This is a genomic window from Pleurocapsa sp. CCALA 161, assembly GCF_003003995.1.
Lineage (GTDB): Bacteria > Cyanobacteriota > Cyanobacteriia > Cyanobacteriales > Xenococcaceae > Waterburya.
The window spans coordinates 23,329-40,175 of record NZ_PVWF01000045.1 but is presented as its reverse complement, the minus strand read 5'-3'; the positions used below and the strand labels follow the sequence as shown (position 1 = coordinate 40,175).

At 35.9% G+C, this 16,847-nt stretch carries 16 protein-coding genes and 2 pseudogenes; 10 read left to right on the top strand and 8 right to left on the bottom strand.

The window, feature by feature from the left end:
• The first annotated feature begins 154 nt into the window (after positions 1-154).
• A complete protein-coding gene (locus tag C7B62_RS12670; protein WP_106236603.1) occupies positions 155-2,077 on the top strand; it encodes a DUF262 domain-containing protein in 1,923 nt (640 codons plus the stop codon).
• Positions 2,078-2,118: 41 nt separating this feature from the next.
• Here C7B62_RS12670 and C7B62_RS12665 read toward each other — a convergent pair whose 3' ends face one another.
• From C7B62_RS12665 to pheT, 3 genes and pseudogenes are all read right to left on the bottom strand, one after another.
• Positions 2,119-2,892 (bottom strand): Stf0 family sulfotransferase, encoded by a 774-nt coding sequence (locus C7B62_RS12665; protein ID WP_199194178.1) that lies wholly within the window; start codon positions 2,890-2,892, stop codon positions 2,119-2,121.
• A 173-nt stretch (positions 2,893-3,065) separates the two neighbouring features.
• Positions 3,066-3,350: pseudogene (locus C7B62_RS27155) on the bottom strand (DUF29 domain-containing protein).
• Between the two features lie 82 nt (positions 3,351-3,432).
• The gene (gene pheT / locus C7B62_RS12655; RefSeq protein ID WP_106236601.1) at positions 3,433-5,868 is read right to left on the bottom strand and encodes a phenylalanine--tRNA ligase subunit beta; all 2,436 of its coding nucleotides are present in this window, start codon (positions 5,866-5,868) and stop codon (positions 3,433-3,435) included.
• Positions 5,869-6,090: 222 nt separating this feature from the next.
• On the opposite strand from pheT, the gene C7B62_RS12650 reads away from it, so the two are divergent.
• The 4 genes from C7B62_RS12650 to C7B62_RS12635 all read left to right on the top strand — a co-directional run bounded on the left by C7B62_RS12650 (position 6,091) and on the right by C7B62_RS12635 (position 7,572).
• Positions 6,091-6,408, top strand: coding sequence for a hypothetical protein (locus C7B62_RS12650; RefSeq protein WP_106236599.1), 318 nt, complete (start codon positions 6,091-6,093; stop codon positions 6,406-6,408).
• Positions 6,409-6,456: 48 nt separating this feature from the next.
• Positions 6,457-6,846: a hypothetical protein gene (locus tag C7B62_RS12645; RefSeq protein ID WP_106236597.1), complete on the top strand. Its 390-nt coding sequence runs from the start codon at positions 6,457-6,459 to the stop codon at positions 6,844-6,846.
• A gap of 262 nt (positions 6,847-7,108) precedes the next feature.
• Positions 7,109-7,342 carry a type II toxin-antitoxin system HicA family toxin gene (locus C7B62_RS12640; protein WP_106236595.1) on the top strand — a complete coding sequence of 78 codons (234 nt, stop codon included), beginning with the start codon at positions 7,109-7,111 and terminating at the stop codon, positions 7,340-7,342.
• Complete coding sequence (locus tag C7B62_RS12635; RefSeq protein WP_106236593.1) at positions 7,342-7,572, top strand: type II toxin-antitoxin system HicB family antitoxin; 231 nt, start codon at positions 7,342-7,344, stop codon at positions 7,570-7,572. Before C7B62_RS12640 ends, C7B62_RS12635 begins: the two co-directional genes overlap by 1 nt.
• A gap of 190 nt (positions 7,573-7,762) precedes the next feature.
• Here the strand turns inward: C7B62_RS12635 and C7B62_RS12630 are convergent, their stop codons facing one another.
• The gene (locus tag C7B62_RS12630) at positions 7,763-8,008 is read right to left on the bottom strand and encodes a hypothetical protein (RefSeq protein WP_106236591.1); all 246 of its coding nucleotides are present in this window, start codon (positions 8,006-8,008) and stop codon (positions 7,763-7,765) included.
• A gap of 232 nt (positions 8,009-8,240) precedes the next feature.
• Here C7B62_RS12630 and C7B62_RS12625 point away from each other — a divergent pair, with 232 nt between their 5' ends.
• From C7B62_RS12625 to C7B62_RS12605, 5 genes and pseudogenes are all read left to right on the top strand, one after another.
• On the top strand, positions 8,241-8,444 hold the full coding sequence (locus C7B62_RS12625) for a type II toxin-antitoxin system HicB family antitoxin (protein WP_106236588.1): 204 nt from the start codon (positions 8,241-8,243) through the stop codon (positions 8,442-8,444).
• A pseudogene (locus tag C7B62_RS27150) lies at positions 8,441-8,646 on the top strand (type II toxin-antitoxin system HicA family toxin). The gene C7B62_RS12625 and the pseudogene C7B62_RS27150 overlap by 4 nt, the downstream one beginning before the upstream one ends.
• A 415-nt stretch (positions 8,647-9,061) precedes the next feature.
• Complete coding sequence (locus C7B62_RS12615; RefSeq protein WP_106236586.1) at positions 9,062-9,271, top strand: DUF2997 domain-containing protein; 210 nt, start codon at positions 9,062-9,064, stop codon at positions 9,269-9,271.
• 59 nt (positions 9,272-9,330) lie between these two features.
• Positions 9,331-9,717 carry a DUF1257 domain-containing protein gene (locus C7B62_RS12610; RefSeq protein WP_106236584.1) on the top strand — a complete coding sequence of 129 codons (387 nt, stop codon included), beginning with the start codon at positions 9,331-9,333 and terminating at the stop codon, positions 9,715-9,717.
• Positions 9,717-10,088 carry a ferredoxin gene (locus C7B62_RS12605; RefSeq protein ID WP_106236582.1) on the top strand — a complete coding sequence of 124 codons (372 nt, stop codon included), beginning with the start codon at positions 9,717-9,719 and terminating at the stop codon, positions 10,086-10,088. The genes C7B62_RS12610 and C7B62_RS12605 overlap by 1 nt, the downstream gene beginning before the upstream one ends.
• Before the next feature lie 44 nt (positions 10,089-10,132).
• Here the strand turns inward: C7B62_RS12605 and C7B62_RS12600 are convergent, their stop codons facing one another.
• The 4 genes from C7B62_RS12600 to C7B62_RS12585 form a co-directional block, all read right to left on the bottom strand.
• Positions 10,133-11,272, bottom strand: a complete 1,140-nt coding sequence (locus tag C7B62_RS12600; RefSeq protein WP_106236577.1) for a hypothetical protein — start codon at positions 11,270-11,272, stop codon at positions 10,133-10,135.
• 35 nt (positions 11,273-11,307) lie between these two features.
• Entirely contained in the window at positions 11,308-12,891 is a 1,584-nt protein-coding gene (locus tag C7B62_RS12595) for an MBOAT family protein (protein ID WP_106236574.1), read from the bottom strand.
• Positions 12,892-12,934: 43 nt separating this feature from the next.
• Complete coding sequence (locus C7B62_RS12590) at positions 12,935-14,227, bottom strand: lipopolysaccharide biosynthesis protein (RefSeq protein WP_106236572.1); 1,293 nt, start codon at positions 14,225-14,227, stop codon at positions 12,935-12,937.
• 287 nt (positions 14,228-14,514) lie between these two features.
• Positions 14,515-16,707, bottom strand: a complete 2,193-nt coding sequence (locus C7B62_RS12585) for a polysaccharide biosynthesis tyrosine autokinase (RefSeq protein WP_106236569.1) — start codon at positions 16,705-16,707, stop codon at positions 14,515-14,517.
• Between the last annotated feature and the right edge of the window lie 140 nt (positions 16,708-16,847).

Below are 16,847 nucleotides of genomic sequence, written 5' to 3'. Positions count from 1 at the left end.
CTGTCTTTGCTGTAGTCATAATCAGCGAGTATAATTTGAAGTTATACTTTTAGTATAACATTGATGTTAGCGATCGCTTTATTTTTGGAATATTTACCTCTAATTTTGGGAAACCTATTTATGAAGGCTAATAAATTTAGATTTTTCAAAAAACATGACAGCAATAAAAATCGAAGGGGCTGGTTATCCTATCAAAAAAGTACTCAGTGACGATTTTGTATTTAACATCCCTAATTATCAACGGCCCTATGCTTGGACAACTGAACAAACAGAACAGCTACTTACAGATTTAATTGATGCATTGGGAGACAAATCAACAGATATTGATAAATTACCTCCCTATTTTTTAGGCAATATTGTTTTAATTAAGCCGATAGGTAGATCCGAATCTGAAGTTGTCGATGGACAACAAAGATTAACAACTTTAACGATTTTATTTGCTGTACTCAGAGAGTTACTTCCTACGTATAAACACAACTTAGAAAGCTTTATTTGTCAACCAGAGAATCCGCTTGGAGGTGCTTCCGCTAGTCCTAGATTAATTTTAAGAGAACGCGATCGCGATTTTTTCAAGGAATATATTCAAAGCTCCGATGGTATAGAAAAATTAGACAAAATTAATTTACATGACCTTTCTAATAGTCAACGTAATATTGTTAAGAATACTCGTTTTTTACTCGATAAAATTGCTAAAGATTTACCAGAAGAATTTCATAAAGTCCGTTTAACTCAATTTATTTTACAGCATTGCTATTTAGTCATAGTTCATACATCAGATTTTGATTCCGCTTACAAAATCTTTTCCGTACTTAATGATCGCGGTTTGGACTTATCAATTACAGATATTTTAAAAGCTGATGTTATTGGTAAATTGTCTCAAGATAAAGAACAGGAACAGAAATATACTCGTAAATGGGAAGACTTAGAAGAACAATTAGGCAGAAAAGATTTTACTGAGCTTTTTTCTCATATTCGGATGATTTATGCTCAGAAGAAATTAGAATCATCAGTACTTAAAAGTTTTCGTGATTATGTATTAATACGAGAAGAAAATAAAGATTCGCGTTATCTAATTGATAAAGTTATAGAACCCTATGCTAAAGCCTTAGAAAATATTAAAAACTATACTTTTGTTAGTGTAATACACACTTCGGAAATCAATCGACTATTTCGTTGGCTACAAAAGACAGGTAATTCTGACTGGGTTGCGCCAGGAATTCTCTACCTAACAAAATATCGTCATGAACCAGAACAATTACTAAAATTCTTTACTGATTTTGAACGTTTGGCTGCTGGTTTAACAATTTTAAAAGCTAATATCGATAAACGTATTAAACGTTATGCAGATCTGATTAAGTTGATTGAAAATAACGGTGACTTATATAGTTTTGATTCACCACTGCAATTAAGTATACAAGAACAACAAGAAATTTGCGATCGCCTCAACGGAGACATTTACAACACATATAAAACTAAAAATATCAGCCTTTATATACTCTTGCGTCTTAACAGTGCTATTTCTGATGGTACTCCCGACTACGATACATACAAAAAAATTACCATCGAACACGTTCTTCCTCAAAATCCTAAATTTGATAGTCAGTGGCTAAATTGGTTTTCTACCGAAGTAAAAGAAAATTACTTGCATCGTTTGAGCAATTTAGTTTTGCTTTCTCACCAAAAAAATATTGCAGCTAGTAATTATGATTTTCAGTCGAAAAAAGAAAAGTATTTTAATAAACCCGTATCTACATTTGCTTTAACAGTTCAAGTTTTGAAAGAGCAGGAATGGACACCAGCAATAGTTAAAGCAAGACAAAGATATTTACTCGGAGAATTAAAGAAAATTTGGCGATTAAAAGAAAATGAAACTATTGACAAAGATACTGAGACCCTAACAACGCAAACGGAGACATTCAAAGAACTTGCACCTTATGCTCCAGATGGATTTTCTCATCTTAGCTCACAGATAGCTGAACTATGTGAATCAGTATATGAAAAACCTGTTAGATTAATTCACTGGCAAAAGTTTCTGGTATTTCTGAAGATGAGTTTTAGGGCGATCGCTTTTGTATAGTTAGATAATAATAATGTTGTTAAACAGGATGTCAAGTAATCCTACCAAAAATTATCCCACCCTATTTGTCTTTCTTGTCTAAATCTTTGCACCCATTCTTCCGATATATCATCCGCTAGTTTATGGAGTTGAGGAGGATTTATTGATACATTTTGAGCATCAGATAATTGCAAACAACTAAGAATATTTCTAATAGTCTCTTCATAAGCAAGAATAAAGTCTTCGTAAATAATAGTTAGAGGAACAATTGAACCTTCCGCAAAAAACTCTTGAATAGCAGCTTCTCGCATCGAGCATTCAGCAAATAAATGATCAATTGCTTCGTAACAATATTTGTCTCTAAGATCAGCAGCCAGAGGTAATTTTCCTTGTTCCCTATGCCATTCCTGAGACTGAATTGCTTTCCACCAAGAAACAGCTAAACGAACTTTATTTCTTCTAGTCATGTAAATGTGTTTACAGTTAGGAAAAGCATTATTCCAAATTTCTACACGCTTATTCGCTTTGGAATCACAATTAGGAAATTGTTTAAAAGTGTTAATTATCTTACTAAAATATGGCTCAAATACTGCCACCTTCAAACCAAAAATACCGTTAGGAGTAGTTCCAAGTTGCCATAGTCTTTGTTGCAATTCTGCATAATTGCTGAGTTGATACTTGTCTAGCAAATTAAAATCAGAAGGAGTATAACAGTTTAACCATTCCCCAGGTTTACCTGCTACACTAGTAGACTGTAAGGCTCTACAAAGAAGTGTACTACCAGTCCGTTGGCTAAACCAAATTGTGTAAGATAGTTTAGGGGTAATAAAGCTCAAATTTAACCTCTTACTGAAAATACTTTTTTAACTTTATTTTGATTATGAGCTTGCATTTTTCTTTTTGATCTGGTGCATTTAGGTATATCAAACTTCTCAGACATAGTAGCGATCGCGTCTTGATAGTTATCAAGATATTCTGATGTAAGATAATTTTTAAGACTGGGATTTTTTTAAAGCAAGCGATTAATTCTATTTCTAAAGTTAACTACTTCACTTCTCCAACCTTTTTCGTTTCTTTCTTGTTCAGAATGCCAGTATTTGAGCTTAGGGATATATTCAATTAAACGCTGCACATAACTATCTAACGACCGTTTTTGACTCGCCCCCATATCCTCAATTTCTTCTAGCAAATTCTCTCAGTCCATATTCTTGACATCTCGATTTTTAATTATCTCAATAGTTTTTTCAACCCAAAGATTAAAATCTGTCTCATATAGCTGTTTGATGTTGTTCATATCTCTTCCACTTCATCCGAGATCAAAGGGCAGGTCTATATTTAATTATTGCTCTTTGATTTTTTTATTTTAATAGTCGGTTTTAACTCCGCAATGTGACATCAAACTTCTTCACTAAAGTATCACGGACTTTTTGATGTACAGGATCGACATCCTTATCAGTTAAAGTGCGATCGCTTGCTTGATAAACTAAGTTAAATGCTAAACTGCGTTGTCCTTCGGGGACATTTTTGCCTTTATATTCATCAAACACTTCGACTTTTTGTAGTAGTTTACCTCCTGCTTTGCTCATCGCTTTGGTAATTTCAGCCACGGATAAATCTAAAGGTGCAAAGAAAGCCAAATCTCGATCTGAACCTGGATAGGTGGAATAGGGTTGGAATTTGGGGGTGGTTATGGCATCGCGATCTAAGGCTGTCAGTAAAATATTAAAATCTAATTCAAATAGATAGACTTCGTTGTTTAAATCTCGCTGTTGCGCCAGTTGCGGATGAATTTGCCCGAAAACACCCAAAGGTTTGCCTTGCAACCATAGTGCAGCAGTACGTCCTGGATGTAGTCTTGGTTCATCACTGGTTGGACGATATTCGACGCTAATCCCTAGATTACTAAAGACATTTTCTAATATTCCCTTAGCATCATACCAAGTCATTGGTGTACCTTTGCCACCGTTAACCCACATACCCTGAGAGGTGATGTTTCCCCCCATAATTCCTGCGACGGAATCTCTTTCTTTTAATTGTTCCTCTGACTGGAAAAATACCCGTTCAATTTCAAAGGCGTTGAGTGCGCCGTTACCTTGAGACTGGTTATAAACAAAAGCGTCTAATAAGCCAGAAAATAAATCAGTGCGTAAAGCAGAATATTCTGCAAATAAAGGATTAGCTAGCTTGACTTCTTTATCTGTGGGTTTAACTAAAGAATATTGCACCACTTCTGTTAACCCGACACCTCGTAAGACAGCACGGAGTTTATTTTTAATCGCATATTCCGCCGAAAGATAACCAGGTTCGGTTTTATCGGGTAGAGTATCACAAAAGCGATCGTAACCATAGAGACGGGCAACTTCTTCAATTAAGTCAATTTCCCGTTCTAAGTCTCGATAACGGTAAGGAGGCACTTTAACAAGCCAAGTATTTTCTTTACCTGCAACTGGCTCTAGATTACAGCCTAAAGCTCCCAAGATTGATTCAACATCGACAGCTTCAATATAACCAACACCGTCTTCCTTATTCACCTTACCTAAAATTTGATGAATTCGACTCAAACGTAATTCAATAGCATTACGGCTAGCATGATCGATACGATAATCAGAAATAGCTTGGGTAATAGGAGTACCACCAGCCAATTCTTGCAGTAGTGCGATCGCTCTTTTACAGGCAGATTCTAATTCTACTTGGTTTACACCCCTTTCGTAACGGGTAGAAGCTTCACTGCGTAGGTTTTGAGCGCGAGATGAACGACGAATAACCACAGGATCAAACAATGCTGCTTCTAAAACAATATTACTAGTATTGTCATCAACTTCTGTCTCTTCACCCCCCATAACTCCCCCTAAAGCAACGGGTTGGTCATTAACGGTAATCAGTAAATTATCTGTAACTAATTCTCTTTCTTGTTCATCCAGAGTCTTTAACTTTTCACCTGCTTGAGCAAAACGCACCCCGATAGTTAAATCATTACTCCCTGCAACCTGTTGTAACTTCTCGCAATCAAAAGCATGAAGAGGTTGTCCCCATTCCAATAAAATATAGTTAGTAATATCCACCACATTATTAATCGGACGTGTACCTGCTGCTTCCAATCGCCATTTCAACCAGTCAGGAGAAGGCTCAATTTTTACCCCCTCAATTACTGTACCGATATATGCCATACAGGCTGCTGGATCTTGAATAGCAATTACTAAAGAACTATCAGAATTAAGATCCTGTTTTTTGATTTCTGGCAATCTCACCTTAGCACCAGTCAAAGCTGCAACCTCCCTGGCAATACCCACCATACTCAAAGCATCAGCGCGGTTAGCCGTAGTCGCCAAATCCAAAATAACATCATTCAAACCCAACAAAGGACGCACATCATCCCCAGGTTTAAGATTATCTTCCGCAAATATATATATCCCATCAGATTCTTTTTCTAAACCCAATTCCGTCAAAGAACAAATCATTCCCTGAGAAGGTTCACCCCGTAGTTTAGTGGGCTTGAGCTTTAAATCAATTGCAGGCAAATAAGTCCCTACTGTAGCTACAGGGACAAAAATATTTGATCGCACATTCGATGCACCACAGACAATATTCAAAGGCTCATCTGCACCTATATCTACTTTACAAACACTCAACTTATCAGCATTGGGATGTTGCGATCGCTCTATTACCCTCCCGACTACCACCCCGTCAGCATTAGCACGCAGATCGATTAATTCTTCTAATTCAAATCCTGCTATAGTTAAAATTCTCCCCAACTCTTCTGGGGACATATTGATATCGACTAATTCTTGTAACCAGTTTAGAGAGACGCGCATCGAGTCCTTGATTCTATGATTTTATTTATATTTTTCCGCAAAGATTATTTTAGCGTTAAATCGTTGAGGGTTGAAGAGAAGTAGGGAGGTAGGGCGATCGCAAAATACTTGGATATGCCGTTCTGACTTTTTGAAAGAAAATTCTGATTAGAGATCTAAATCACACACAAATACTTCTGTCGCCAAGTGTAATTGACATAGAACAAATTATCAATTGGAACAATGAAATATCGCATAATTACTTTAACCCTAATTGCTTCAGCGTTAATTCCTTATCAGGCACAGGCAAGCTCTCCAGAATGCGAACAAGCGATTAAAGATACTAATTTTATCTACACCTTAATAGAAGATCATGTGTATTTTAAATGGGCTATGAAAAATGACCCTAACGAAACAATCAAGCAAAAAAAAATTATTGATAATAATGCCAGAAGTTTAGAAAAATATTGTCAACTTACTCAGCCATCTAATAGCCAAATTCAAGTTCGCATGAATTTTATCAATCAAGCTTGGGATAACATCAAAAGACTTTCTGCATAAAAAATTAATGTATCTATAAAAACAATTATTCATTTTGAAATACGAAGTATGAAATTTGATAAAAATAAACAGTATAGTCGCAGAGAAATTCAAAAAATTGTAGGTGGTGAGATACAAACCTATCTTCCACAAAAAAATCATAGAATTTTAGCAGGTTGTTTTTGTAGAGAGTTGAATCCTGATGCTCCCAAGCAAATACAAGCAGGTAAAGGAACTCGAATTTATGCAAAAGCACGTTTACTGGCTGAACAGCCAGAAACAATTATTCCTGTATTTATTAAAAATAAAGAAAAAGATAAATGTTATCAGTACATTGGCAATTACAAATACAAACTAAATAGTATCACAAAAGATATCTCAAAAATAAAAGAAGCTGAAGAAAAATCTAAAAGATCCAATTCTTTGTCATGTTTATTTGATTTAGTCAAAGTCAGTTAAACAAATAAATAAATACTGTTTGATAAAACATGATTGGATTGTAAGAGCGATCACGTCTTCGTAGGGTGGGCAAAAATCACCAAAAAAAATCCTAAAACTCAATTTAGACTTGCTTAAATGTACTGTTTCACTGTGATATAAGTCAGTGATAAACTTCATATTTTTTTCTGATGCCCACCCTACGCAAGGATAATCGCATTGATGTTTTCTATAAAAGCGATCGCCTCCAGTAGAATTGAGATACAGATCTTATAATTGGAATATGACCAAAAAAGAAAAATTATGGAGAAAAGCACAACAAAGTCCTCAGAATCTAACTTTTAAAGAATTTGAAACTCTTTTAGAACAAAGTGGCTGGATATTTGAACGCCAAAGAGGAAGTCATCGTCTATGGTCATCTCCTAAAGGTCAATCTTTACCAATTCAGCCTCGAAAGGATGGCAAAGCAAAAGTTTATCAAGTTCAACAGTTTATTAAATGTCAGCAGGAAGAATAATGTCTTTAGATAATTATAATTTTGATGGTTTTATTATCAATTTATATGTTGACGAACAAGGAGATTGGTTGGCACATTTTCAAGAAATACCAACTATTTCCGCATTTGGAGATACGCCTCAAGAAGCATTAGAAGAATTAAAAAATGCTTGGGAATTAGTTAAGGAAGACTATCAAGACAAACATCGAGAAATTCCAATAGCTAAGAGCAGATTAAAGATTGCAAATTAAAACTCTAATAAGATCTCTCTACCACCTTCTCGACTACTATCCTGTCAATATTGGTGCGGAGATTGATTGATTTTTCTAATAATTGTGTGATATCTAAATTTGCATATTCAGCAAACAAATCATAATCTAGCAGTTAGATTGTTGTTGGGGTTCACTTCGTTCTACCCAACCTAAAAGATCTATTTGACCTTTAGTTTGCAATTTCTTCTGCTATTAATCGTAATTCATACTCTACAGGGGACATTGCATCACGACAAGCTACTTCTGCTAGATATTTTGTGGGATAAGAATTTTTAGTACATACGATTAACATATAAGAAACTAAATGATTAAATTCAGTAGATAATTGAATATCATATTTACTATTTAAATTTTGATTTAATACCTTCAATTGTTTCTGTATTGATTCAAAACTGCTGTAACATAAATCGCTCACAATTCAAATTTTTATTGTTTTACAGCGATCGCATTTCCCATCACATTACAGAGAGCGATCTTGACTTCGATAAAGATAAAATAGAGTACAAAATTATAACCAAACACTTGTATAGTCATTCCAATTAATTTCCGTATGTTTTGGAAAATCGATAAAACGATGAGGAATGAATGATGAATGAGGGGAAGTAGTACTAATTAACCTATGTTTTCTATTTGGAATGACTATATCTATGAAAATCAAAGCGATCGTCCATCAGGCAGAAGAAGGAGGCTATTGGGCAGAAGTTCCAGCCTTACCAGGGTGTATTACTGAAGGGTATACGATGGAAGAGCTAGAAAACAACCTCAAAGATGTAATTGAAGGATGGCTTGAAGTAGCAAACGACAATCATACTATTGAAAATGATACTCAAATTTTAGAAGTAGCTGTATGAAGTCGGTTTCTGGTAAAAAGCTTTGTAAAATGGTTGAGAAGAAAGGCTGGGTTTTGAGAAAAGTTACGGTAGTCATCATATTTACGCTAAAACTGGGGTCGATAAAATTTTGTCTATTCCAGTACACAAGAACAAAGATTTAAAAATAGGTACGCTGAAGGCTTTGATGAAAATAGCCGAGTTAACAGAAGACGACCTTTAGAAGAAACTGACTACAAGAAAAGCGATCGCATTATTTTTAGTTTTTTGTTGTCAAGTGCGATCGCATTTCTCATCACCTTACCAAGGCGCGATCGCACTAAGTTCCAACCTACGGATCACGTTAAAATTTAATCTAGCCTGACTTTTTTGAATTACAAACATTTTCTGAGTATTGTATCTTTTTGTAAAAAAAACTTTTAGTCCCCACTCTTTCCCCTTGACTCTCAAGTTAGTTTACGGAAAACTTAGATTATGTAGCAGTGACTAATTCAGCTATTATTAAACTTTAATAAGATTCTTTGAGAATTAGAGCTGTCTCTCAAAATATCTATAATGAGAGCGATATAACAAAAAAATAACAACGTTAGTCTGTTAAGCACATGGTTTATGCTAGGCGATCGCCAGTAAGCAGATAAATGGAAACATTAGAATTCATTATTTATCCCGATGGACGGGTAAAAGAGACGGTCACAGGTATTGTTGGCTCATCTTGCCAAGAAGTAACCGCAGCGCTCGAAAAGCAGTTAGGAGTGGTAGTAGATCAACAGCAAACCTCTGATTACTACGCTCAAAATAAAGTTCAATCAGCTACCGTTGTTGCTCAAAGCAGCTACAGCGATTGGTAATTTTAAGACAGCAGTTTAAATTAATTAGAACATTCAATTTAGTTTCACAGAGGAAATTTATGTCACATTTCAGCAATATTAAAACGAAAATTCGCAACTTAGATTCTTTGAAAGCGGCTCTCAAAGATTTAAACGTAGATTGGAAAGATAGTTCAGGACAAGTCCGAGGCTACCAGGGTCAAACCCATCAGGCTGAGGTAGTGATTGAGCAAAACAACAGCTATGATTTTGGATTTTGCTGGAATGGTAATGAGTATGAATTAGTCGCCGACTTACAATATTGGCAGCAACCGTTGACCGTGGATGGTTTTTTACGTCAAGTAACTCAACGTTACGCCTATCACACTGTAGTCAATGAAACTGCTAGTCAAGGATTTGCGATCGCCGAGCAAGCCAACAATGAAGACGGTTCAATCCGTCTAGTGGTACAACGTTGGAGTACCTGATGAATAGTGCTGACTCAAGTCAGCCTAATGGTTTTGAGCCAGAATTAGGTGGCATTTGGCGACAAAAAGGAGTTTTCGTTGATGAAAATATCTGTATTGGCTGTAAACACTGTACTCACGTAGCGACAAATACATTCTATATTGAGCCTGAATATGGTCGAGCCAGAGTTTTCAATCAAGACGGTGACATTGAAGAGCTAATTGAAGAGGCAAGGGATACCTGTCCCGTAAACTGCATTCATTGGCTAGATTATACTGAATTGAAACAGATGGAAGATGCCAGAAGAAATCAAGTAATTCAAAGTTTGGCAATTCCTCCAGCCATGAGGCGATCGCAAATCAGCCCAAAAAGCAGATCTAATAAATCATAATTTAGTTCAAAACCCTAATTACTCATCGGCTCAATTAGGGTTTTTTATTGAACCATATCAATAGAAATTTTTGGGTTATCGTTCCAGCGTTTTAATTCCCCAGTTTCTGCTAAAAATCCTCGTAACTTTTGACGGTAAGCTGCACGATAATCTTCAAATGTGTATTTATCTATCCGAATTCCGAAATCACCATCTGTTCCTCCCTGCAAAATTTTAGCAATTTTATTGTTGGTTTCCACTGAATAATGACTGCCATCAAAGGTGTTGCGGGGGTTTTTAGTTACCTCGGAAGGGATGGAAAAATCATACATAGCATCATAACTTTGCGATAGCTTATAAAAAGCTAATAGCTCACAATCGGTTAGTCCCCTGGCATAAGTTTCATTAATCATACTCCAGGCAGACCTCGGTGGCACATAAGCCACAAATTTGGCATTAGGAAAGAATTTTTGCAAACTAATAAACGTTTCTACCGAAGCCAAATCGCATTTTTGTTGGGAAGCAGGCTTATAAAACTTTCCTTCATACACAGGAGGATTGGCAAAATCCACTGGTTCAAAATTTTGATCGTAATAATTTGCAGGATCGGGACTAATGCCTAATATAGTCATAGCCGAAAACAACAACACGTCAGACGACAAATAAGCCTGAAGAAAAGATGGGGTTTTAATACTATCAATAGAAATTGGAGGCTGTTCCTTTCTTTCTTGTTCGACAAAATTTAAGCCATCGACCCCAATATAAATTATCTTGGGATTAATGTTTTGCTCCTGCAAAAAATTGGCGTAACTGACAAAATCAGGTATTTCTGCTCCCTTAAGAGCATAATTAAAACAATTGTGGTTGCTTAATTCAGAGGGTCTTAAAGTCGTCACTCTAGAGCTACCAAAAATAATACAGTCGTAGTTTTCTCGATCTTTAGTCCTAAAAAAAAGGTTTGTTTTGGTAATACGTTCATTAAAAGCAAAATTTTTGCCCGTCAAGATATTGCCGTGACTATACCAAAGAGGATCGATCAACCAGTTTATACCAGCGACAGAACCCAAGAGTAAAGAAGTCACCAGTCCATATAGACCAAAACTAAACTTACTTTCTTTGTTGCTGACCATTCGAGAATCCGACATTTCTGGCACAGTTCGCTTGCCTAATTTTAAAAATCCTTCTGTAACACCTTTGAGGTTCATTTTTGCTAGTTAATTTAGAATGTACGTTTTAAAAATCAAAATTGGAAATAAAGAAATTCACTAACCCGAGAGAAGCACAACAGAGATAGTACAGTTAAACTGGCGATGATTACGGTCCAAATTTTATTAGGTTGCCAAGATAGATAGTGCCATAGTTGCTGTTGCCACTGTGACTGATATTGTTCAACTGGCTCAGTTAAAGCTGGATTGTATTTACCCATCCACTGCTGAGTATTAGGAGTCAACCAAACAATCAGCAACAGGATCAAGATGCCAAAAGTGGCATATTTTTGACTGATACCTACGTTGACAGTAAATCCAGAAAACCCAATACCAACATTTCTCAAAAAGCCCAGATAGGGTGCTAAAAAATCAGGTAGTTCGATGCCTTTAAAGCCAAACATTGACTGTAACATTGAGGTGGCCGTTTCAAAACTGTTAGCTTTAAAAAAGACCCAAGAAATAACTACAGCAATAAAGGTCACAATCTGTCCTGTCATGCGAAGCAGCCACCCGTCATTTTTTAGATTATGCCCCCAACCAAGACGAACAGATCGATACAGATGATTAACTATCAGATAAATTCCATGCAATCCACCCCAAAAGATAAAAGTCCAACCTGCGCCATGCCATAAACCCCCTATTAACATCGTAATCAGCAAATTTAAGTAACGTCGTACCTTTCCTTTACGACTACCACCCAAAGGTATATACAAGTAATCTCTCAAAAAATGAGACAGCGTAATATGCCATCTACGCCAGAAGTCAACAATACTGATAGCTTTGTAGGGAGAATTAAAATTTAACGGTAGGCGAATCCCAAACATATAAGATGCACCGATCGCCATATCACAATAGCCCGAAAAATCAAAGTAAAGCTGTAGAGTATAGCCTAATGCCCCTACCCAAGCTTCGGCAAAGGTCAGGTCAATCCCCTGTGATGCCGCAGCAAAAGCTAGATTAGAATATTCGGCAATGCGATCGGCAAAAATTACTTTTTTAAATAAACCAGCAATAAATACGGTCAGACCAATAGACAATGTTGTTTGGCTAAATTTATAAATAGACGCTTTTTCAAACTGAGGTAAGATTTCCTTATGATGAACAATTGGACCCGCAATTAGCTGAGGAAAAAAGCAGACAAACAGCATGTATTTGCGCAGATCGTATTCCTTAGTCTCCCCCCGATAAGCATCGACTAAATAGGCGATTTGTTGAAAGGTAAAAAAAGAAATGCCTAACGGCAGAACTATCGAGGGTAGAGTAAAATCTGAGCCAATTATTTGATTGATATTACTCAGTATAAAAACAAAATATTTAAAATAAACAATTAACCCTAAATTAAAAATAATACCTATTAAAAATACAGTTTTTTTAATCCAAGGCTTTGCTATACTGTTACTCATCCAATAGCCTAAATAATAATTCACTAGCATCGAGAAAATTATTAAAGGTAAATTAATTGGCTTCCACCAACCATAAAAAACCAAAGAAGCAATAATCAACCAAAGAATTGCCGATTGATGTCCAGTACTATCTTTTTTTCTACTAATATAAAAAAATAAGACTAGAGTAATAGGTAAAAATAAAAAAATAAACTCAAAAGAATTAAATAGCATAGTTGACTGTTAAGCTAATCATAATAAATGAATTCAAGTTATTCTATCCAGGTGAATAGTCTTGTTTACTTTCTCGACGATGTAGAATAAACAAAATTAGCCAAAGACAAACTAACCGTAGAGAATCAGAAATGATGGTGGCACAAGCTGCCCCTTTCCAAGAAAAAAGCGGAATCAAAATAATATTTAAAACCACATTAACTAAGGCTGCCCCCACTTGAATAATACTACGAGACTTTTGATGTCCTGCGCCAGTTAAAGTATCTGCTGCTAAATATTGAAAAGCCGCGATCGCTGGTAAGGGAGATAGCCATAAAAGAGCTTCAATCGCATCGCGATAATCTTCACCAAGAATCAGGGGAATAAAGGGAGCTAGCAGCCAAAATCCAACGATAGTAGCGATCGCATAAATAGTTAACACAGGCAGAAGTCGTTTACCGAAATTCAAACTCCCCCGAACTCCAGACGCCCCATGTTGAAAAAATCTAGTATAAGTAGCACCAAATAAAGCTAGTAAAGGTGTATTACCAACATCAATAAAGCGATAAGCAGAGGCATATATGCCCGTTGCCCCAACTCCTGAGATCTTACTTAACATTGACTTATCTAAGTTGGCGTTAATATTGTTGGCAGAGGTACTGATCGAAAAATAAAATCCTTGAACCAGATTGGATTTTAGCTCAGAGAATATGGGGCGAGGCAAACCCAGCATCTTTGTAATTAATAAGATTGTCACTACAGTCATAGCCACTGAACTAGCACAATATAAATAACTCCAAGTACTTACACTTGGATTAGGAAAAAATGCCACTAAAGATAATGCGGCTAAAAGCTTGCTACAGGTACCCAAAACTTCTAGTTGAGCCGTCTTATTAATCATGTTGCTGGCAAGCAACGATTTACTACCCAAATCCAGTAAAGCCAGGCAGATTAGATCAGCAATAAGAATCAACAGAATTGCTACCCAGGGAATATTTCCAGGAAATAAAACAGGAGCAAGCAGAAACAGGAGTATTGTAAATAAAGTACCATTAACAATAGAAAGAACTAAACCATTGCCCCAATTAGTGCTGAAGGTGGCTTGATTAGTCGAAACATTTTTGACCAATAAATGCTCACTACCTAGAGGAACAAAAGGAAATACTAAATTTGCCACTGCGGTAATCGCTACAAATGAACCATAATTTTCCTTACCTAACAAACGAGCAATGATAATAAAGTATGCTGCCTGCATCACTATGTTAAATAGCTTAGAACACAGCATCCATAAAGTGTCCCGTGCCAGACTACTTTGAAATAGATTTGTAACTTTAACTTTAACCTTGGCTAAATTCATAACTTCTATTTCTGTTTACTGGAGCTTGGAGTAATAATCATGCAGCAAATTGATTTTGTAGGTTAAGACTTTATATATTATTAATATTGAAACTTTACCATTGATTGATAAACCAAAATTATTTATATTGATACCATTATTTTCATTTACTCTCCTCATTAAGAATAAACAAATAGTCAAAGTTATATTGCACTTAAGCCAATTACAGAAGTTGATTTTAAATTTTTTCGGCGTAAAAAACTGCTCCTAATTACTATCTATGGACGAGGGCAATATCAAAACTATATCTAGGCAGTAACGGTTTTGGTTTGGCTGGTTTCAGTAGAAGCAGAAAAATAGCTCTTGCTATATTTAGCATGATACGAATAGCGATCAAACTCTTTTTGCTTGACACCGTTAATTACCATTCCCAAAACTTGTTTTTCGAGATGAGCATTGTATAAAGTCTCTTTAGCAAGTTCCGCGCTTTCATGTTCCACAACTCCTGGACGGCTAACAAAGACAATTCCATCGGCTAGTTTGCTTAAAGTTAAGACATCGGCAGTTACTGCCAAAGGTGGTGCATCAATAATGACTAATTCATATTCCTTTCTTGCTGCTGCCACAAGTTGACTCATTTCTGGTGAGTCTAACAAAGCTAAGGGATTAGGAGCGATAGTACCTGATGTTAAAACATTTAATTGCATTATTGGCTGAGTAACTACCTGAGCTAATGGTGTTTTGTGCGCGACAACATCCTTGACTCCAACTTTATTGCTAATCTGCCAAAGATCATGTTGAGAAGCTTTTCTTAAATCTCCATCAATCAGCAAAACTTTGCGTCCCAACTGAGCCATCGCCGCCGCTAAGTTTGCTGCTACTAAAGATTTTCCTTCTCCTGGAACAGAGCTAGTCATCAAAATAACTTTCGGTTGCTGCTTAACTGCAAGAAACTTAAGATTAGTTTGAATCATACGATAGATTTCACTAGCGAATGAATCAGGTTCTCTTTGAACAACAAGTCCACCTCGGTTATTTTGTAGTGTATCAAGAGGAACAATTCCCAATACTTGAAAGGCAAACTTTTGTTTAATCTCGGATATAGTTTTGAGAGAGTGATCCTGCATTTCTAGTAAGATAGCAGTCAAATTAGCCAAAAACAGACCCGTCAAAACCCCGAGAACTATTAATGGTAATCTACCTGTGCTACCTTCTTCGGGAACAATACCAGATTCAATAATCTGAGCATTACCTGTTTGCTGGTTAACCAAAACATCAAGATCAGACTTATTTTCTAGCAAGGTTTTGTATGTCGAACGCGCGCTATCAACTTCTCTTAAGAGAGATTGTTCTTGCTGTTCTAAGCTCGGTATCTGTTTAGCTCGGTTGAGATAAACCTGTTGATATTGATACAGGGACGAAAGTTCGGTTTGTAGACTCAGTTCTTCTATCTTAAGATTAATAAATTTCTCAATTTGATTGTCCTTGAGATTATCACTTTGTAATAATCCTTCGGAAACTTTAGCCCCAACATACTGACTAATTAATCCTTGTAGCTGAGAATTAAGATTTTGTTTTTTCTCCTGAAGACTTATTACTGCGGGATGATTATCTTTAAATCTTTGTCTTTCTTGGGATAATTCTGTTTCTGTAGTACTAAGCTGATCGAGAATACTTTGGACTTGAGGTGTATTTCCTAATTGAACTGTGCTGATTGCCTGTTTTAAGTTTAAGCCCAACTGATTTTGCAAGCTATCAGTCTGAGCTTTTTTTCCCTGTAACTGAGCACCTACACCAGATATTGCACGATTAAGCGTACCGATTTCGTCAACAAGAGATTTTTTTTCTTCTTGCAAATCTACAACCTGGTTTTTTTCATAGAAGCTTTGTAGGTTGGCTTCTAAGCTGTTTAATTTGGTTTCAATTTTGGGTATCGTACTGGAGATAAAACTATCCGCACTAACAGTAGCTGATTTATTACTGCGAACATGTTCTTTGATATAGACACCCATTAAAGTATTGACTACTTTAGAGGCGATTATTGGATCGGGATCTTTATATTCAATGGAAATAACATCACTACCTCCAACTATCTCAATCGCTAGTTTTTCTTTAAACTCTTTTACTTTCAGCGGCTCTCCTAGTGAATTTTCTAACTTGAGCTGGTCTATAGTTTGTTGCAATACTGGCTCGGAAATCATTCTCAGCTTTTCTGTACTTAAAGGAGTCTGAGTATTGAGCAAGGAATTAAATTCATTAGTATTTTCACTCAAATTTAGCAGCTCGTTAGGAGTGTTTTTTTTAAAGAGAATTTTTCCTTCTGATTTATAAGTTTTTTCTAAGAAGCTAGTGAGAAAGAGAGTAGTTCCAACAGTAACGACAAAAACAGATAGAGCTGGCAGCCAACGACGCTTAAGCTTGAGAAGATATTCTTCTATGTTGATGTCAAACTCTGCTCGCCGATTGGGATTATAAACGTTATTTCTCTGAAGGTTAGTCATCTGTATATTCCTTAAATATAAAATAAAACGCTATGATTTTCTCTAAAATTTAAAAACATGTCTTAGTAATTACTGTTATAAAGAATTTATAATAGATTTGACAGGTAAATATTTTAAAGTTTTAATGAAGCTTTAGCTAA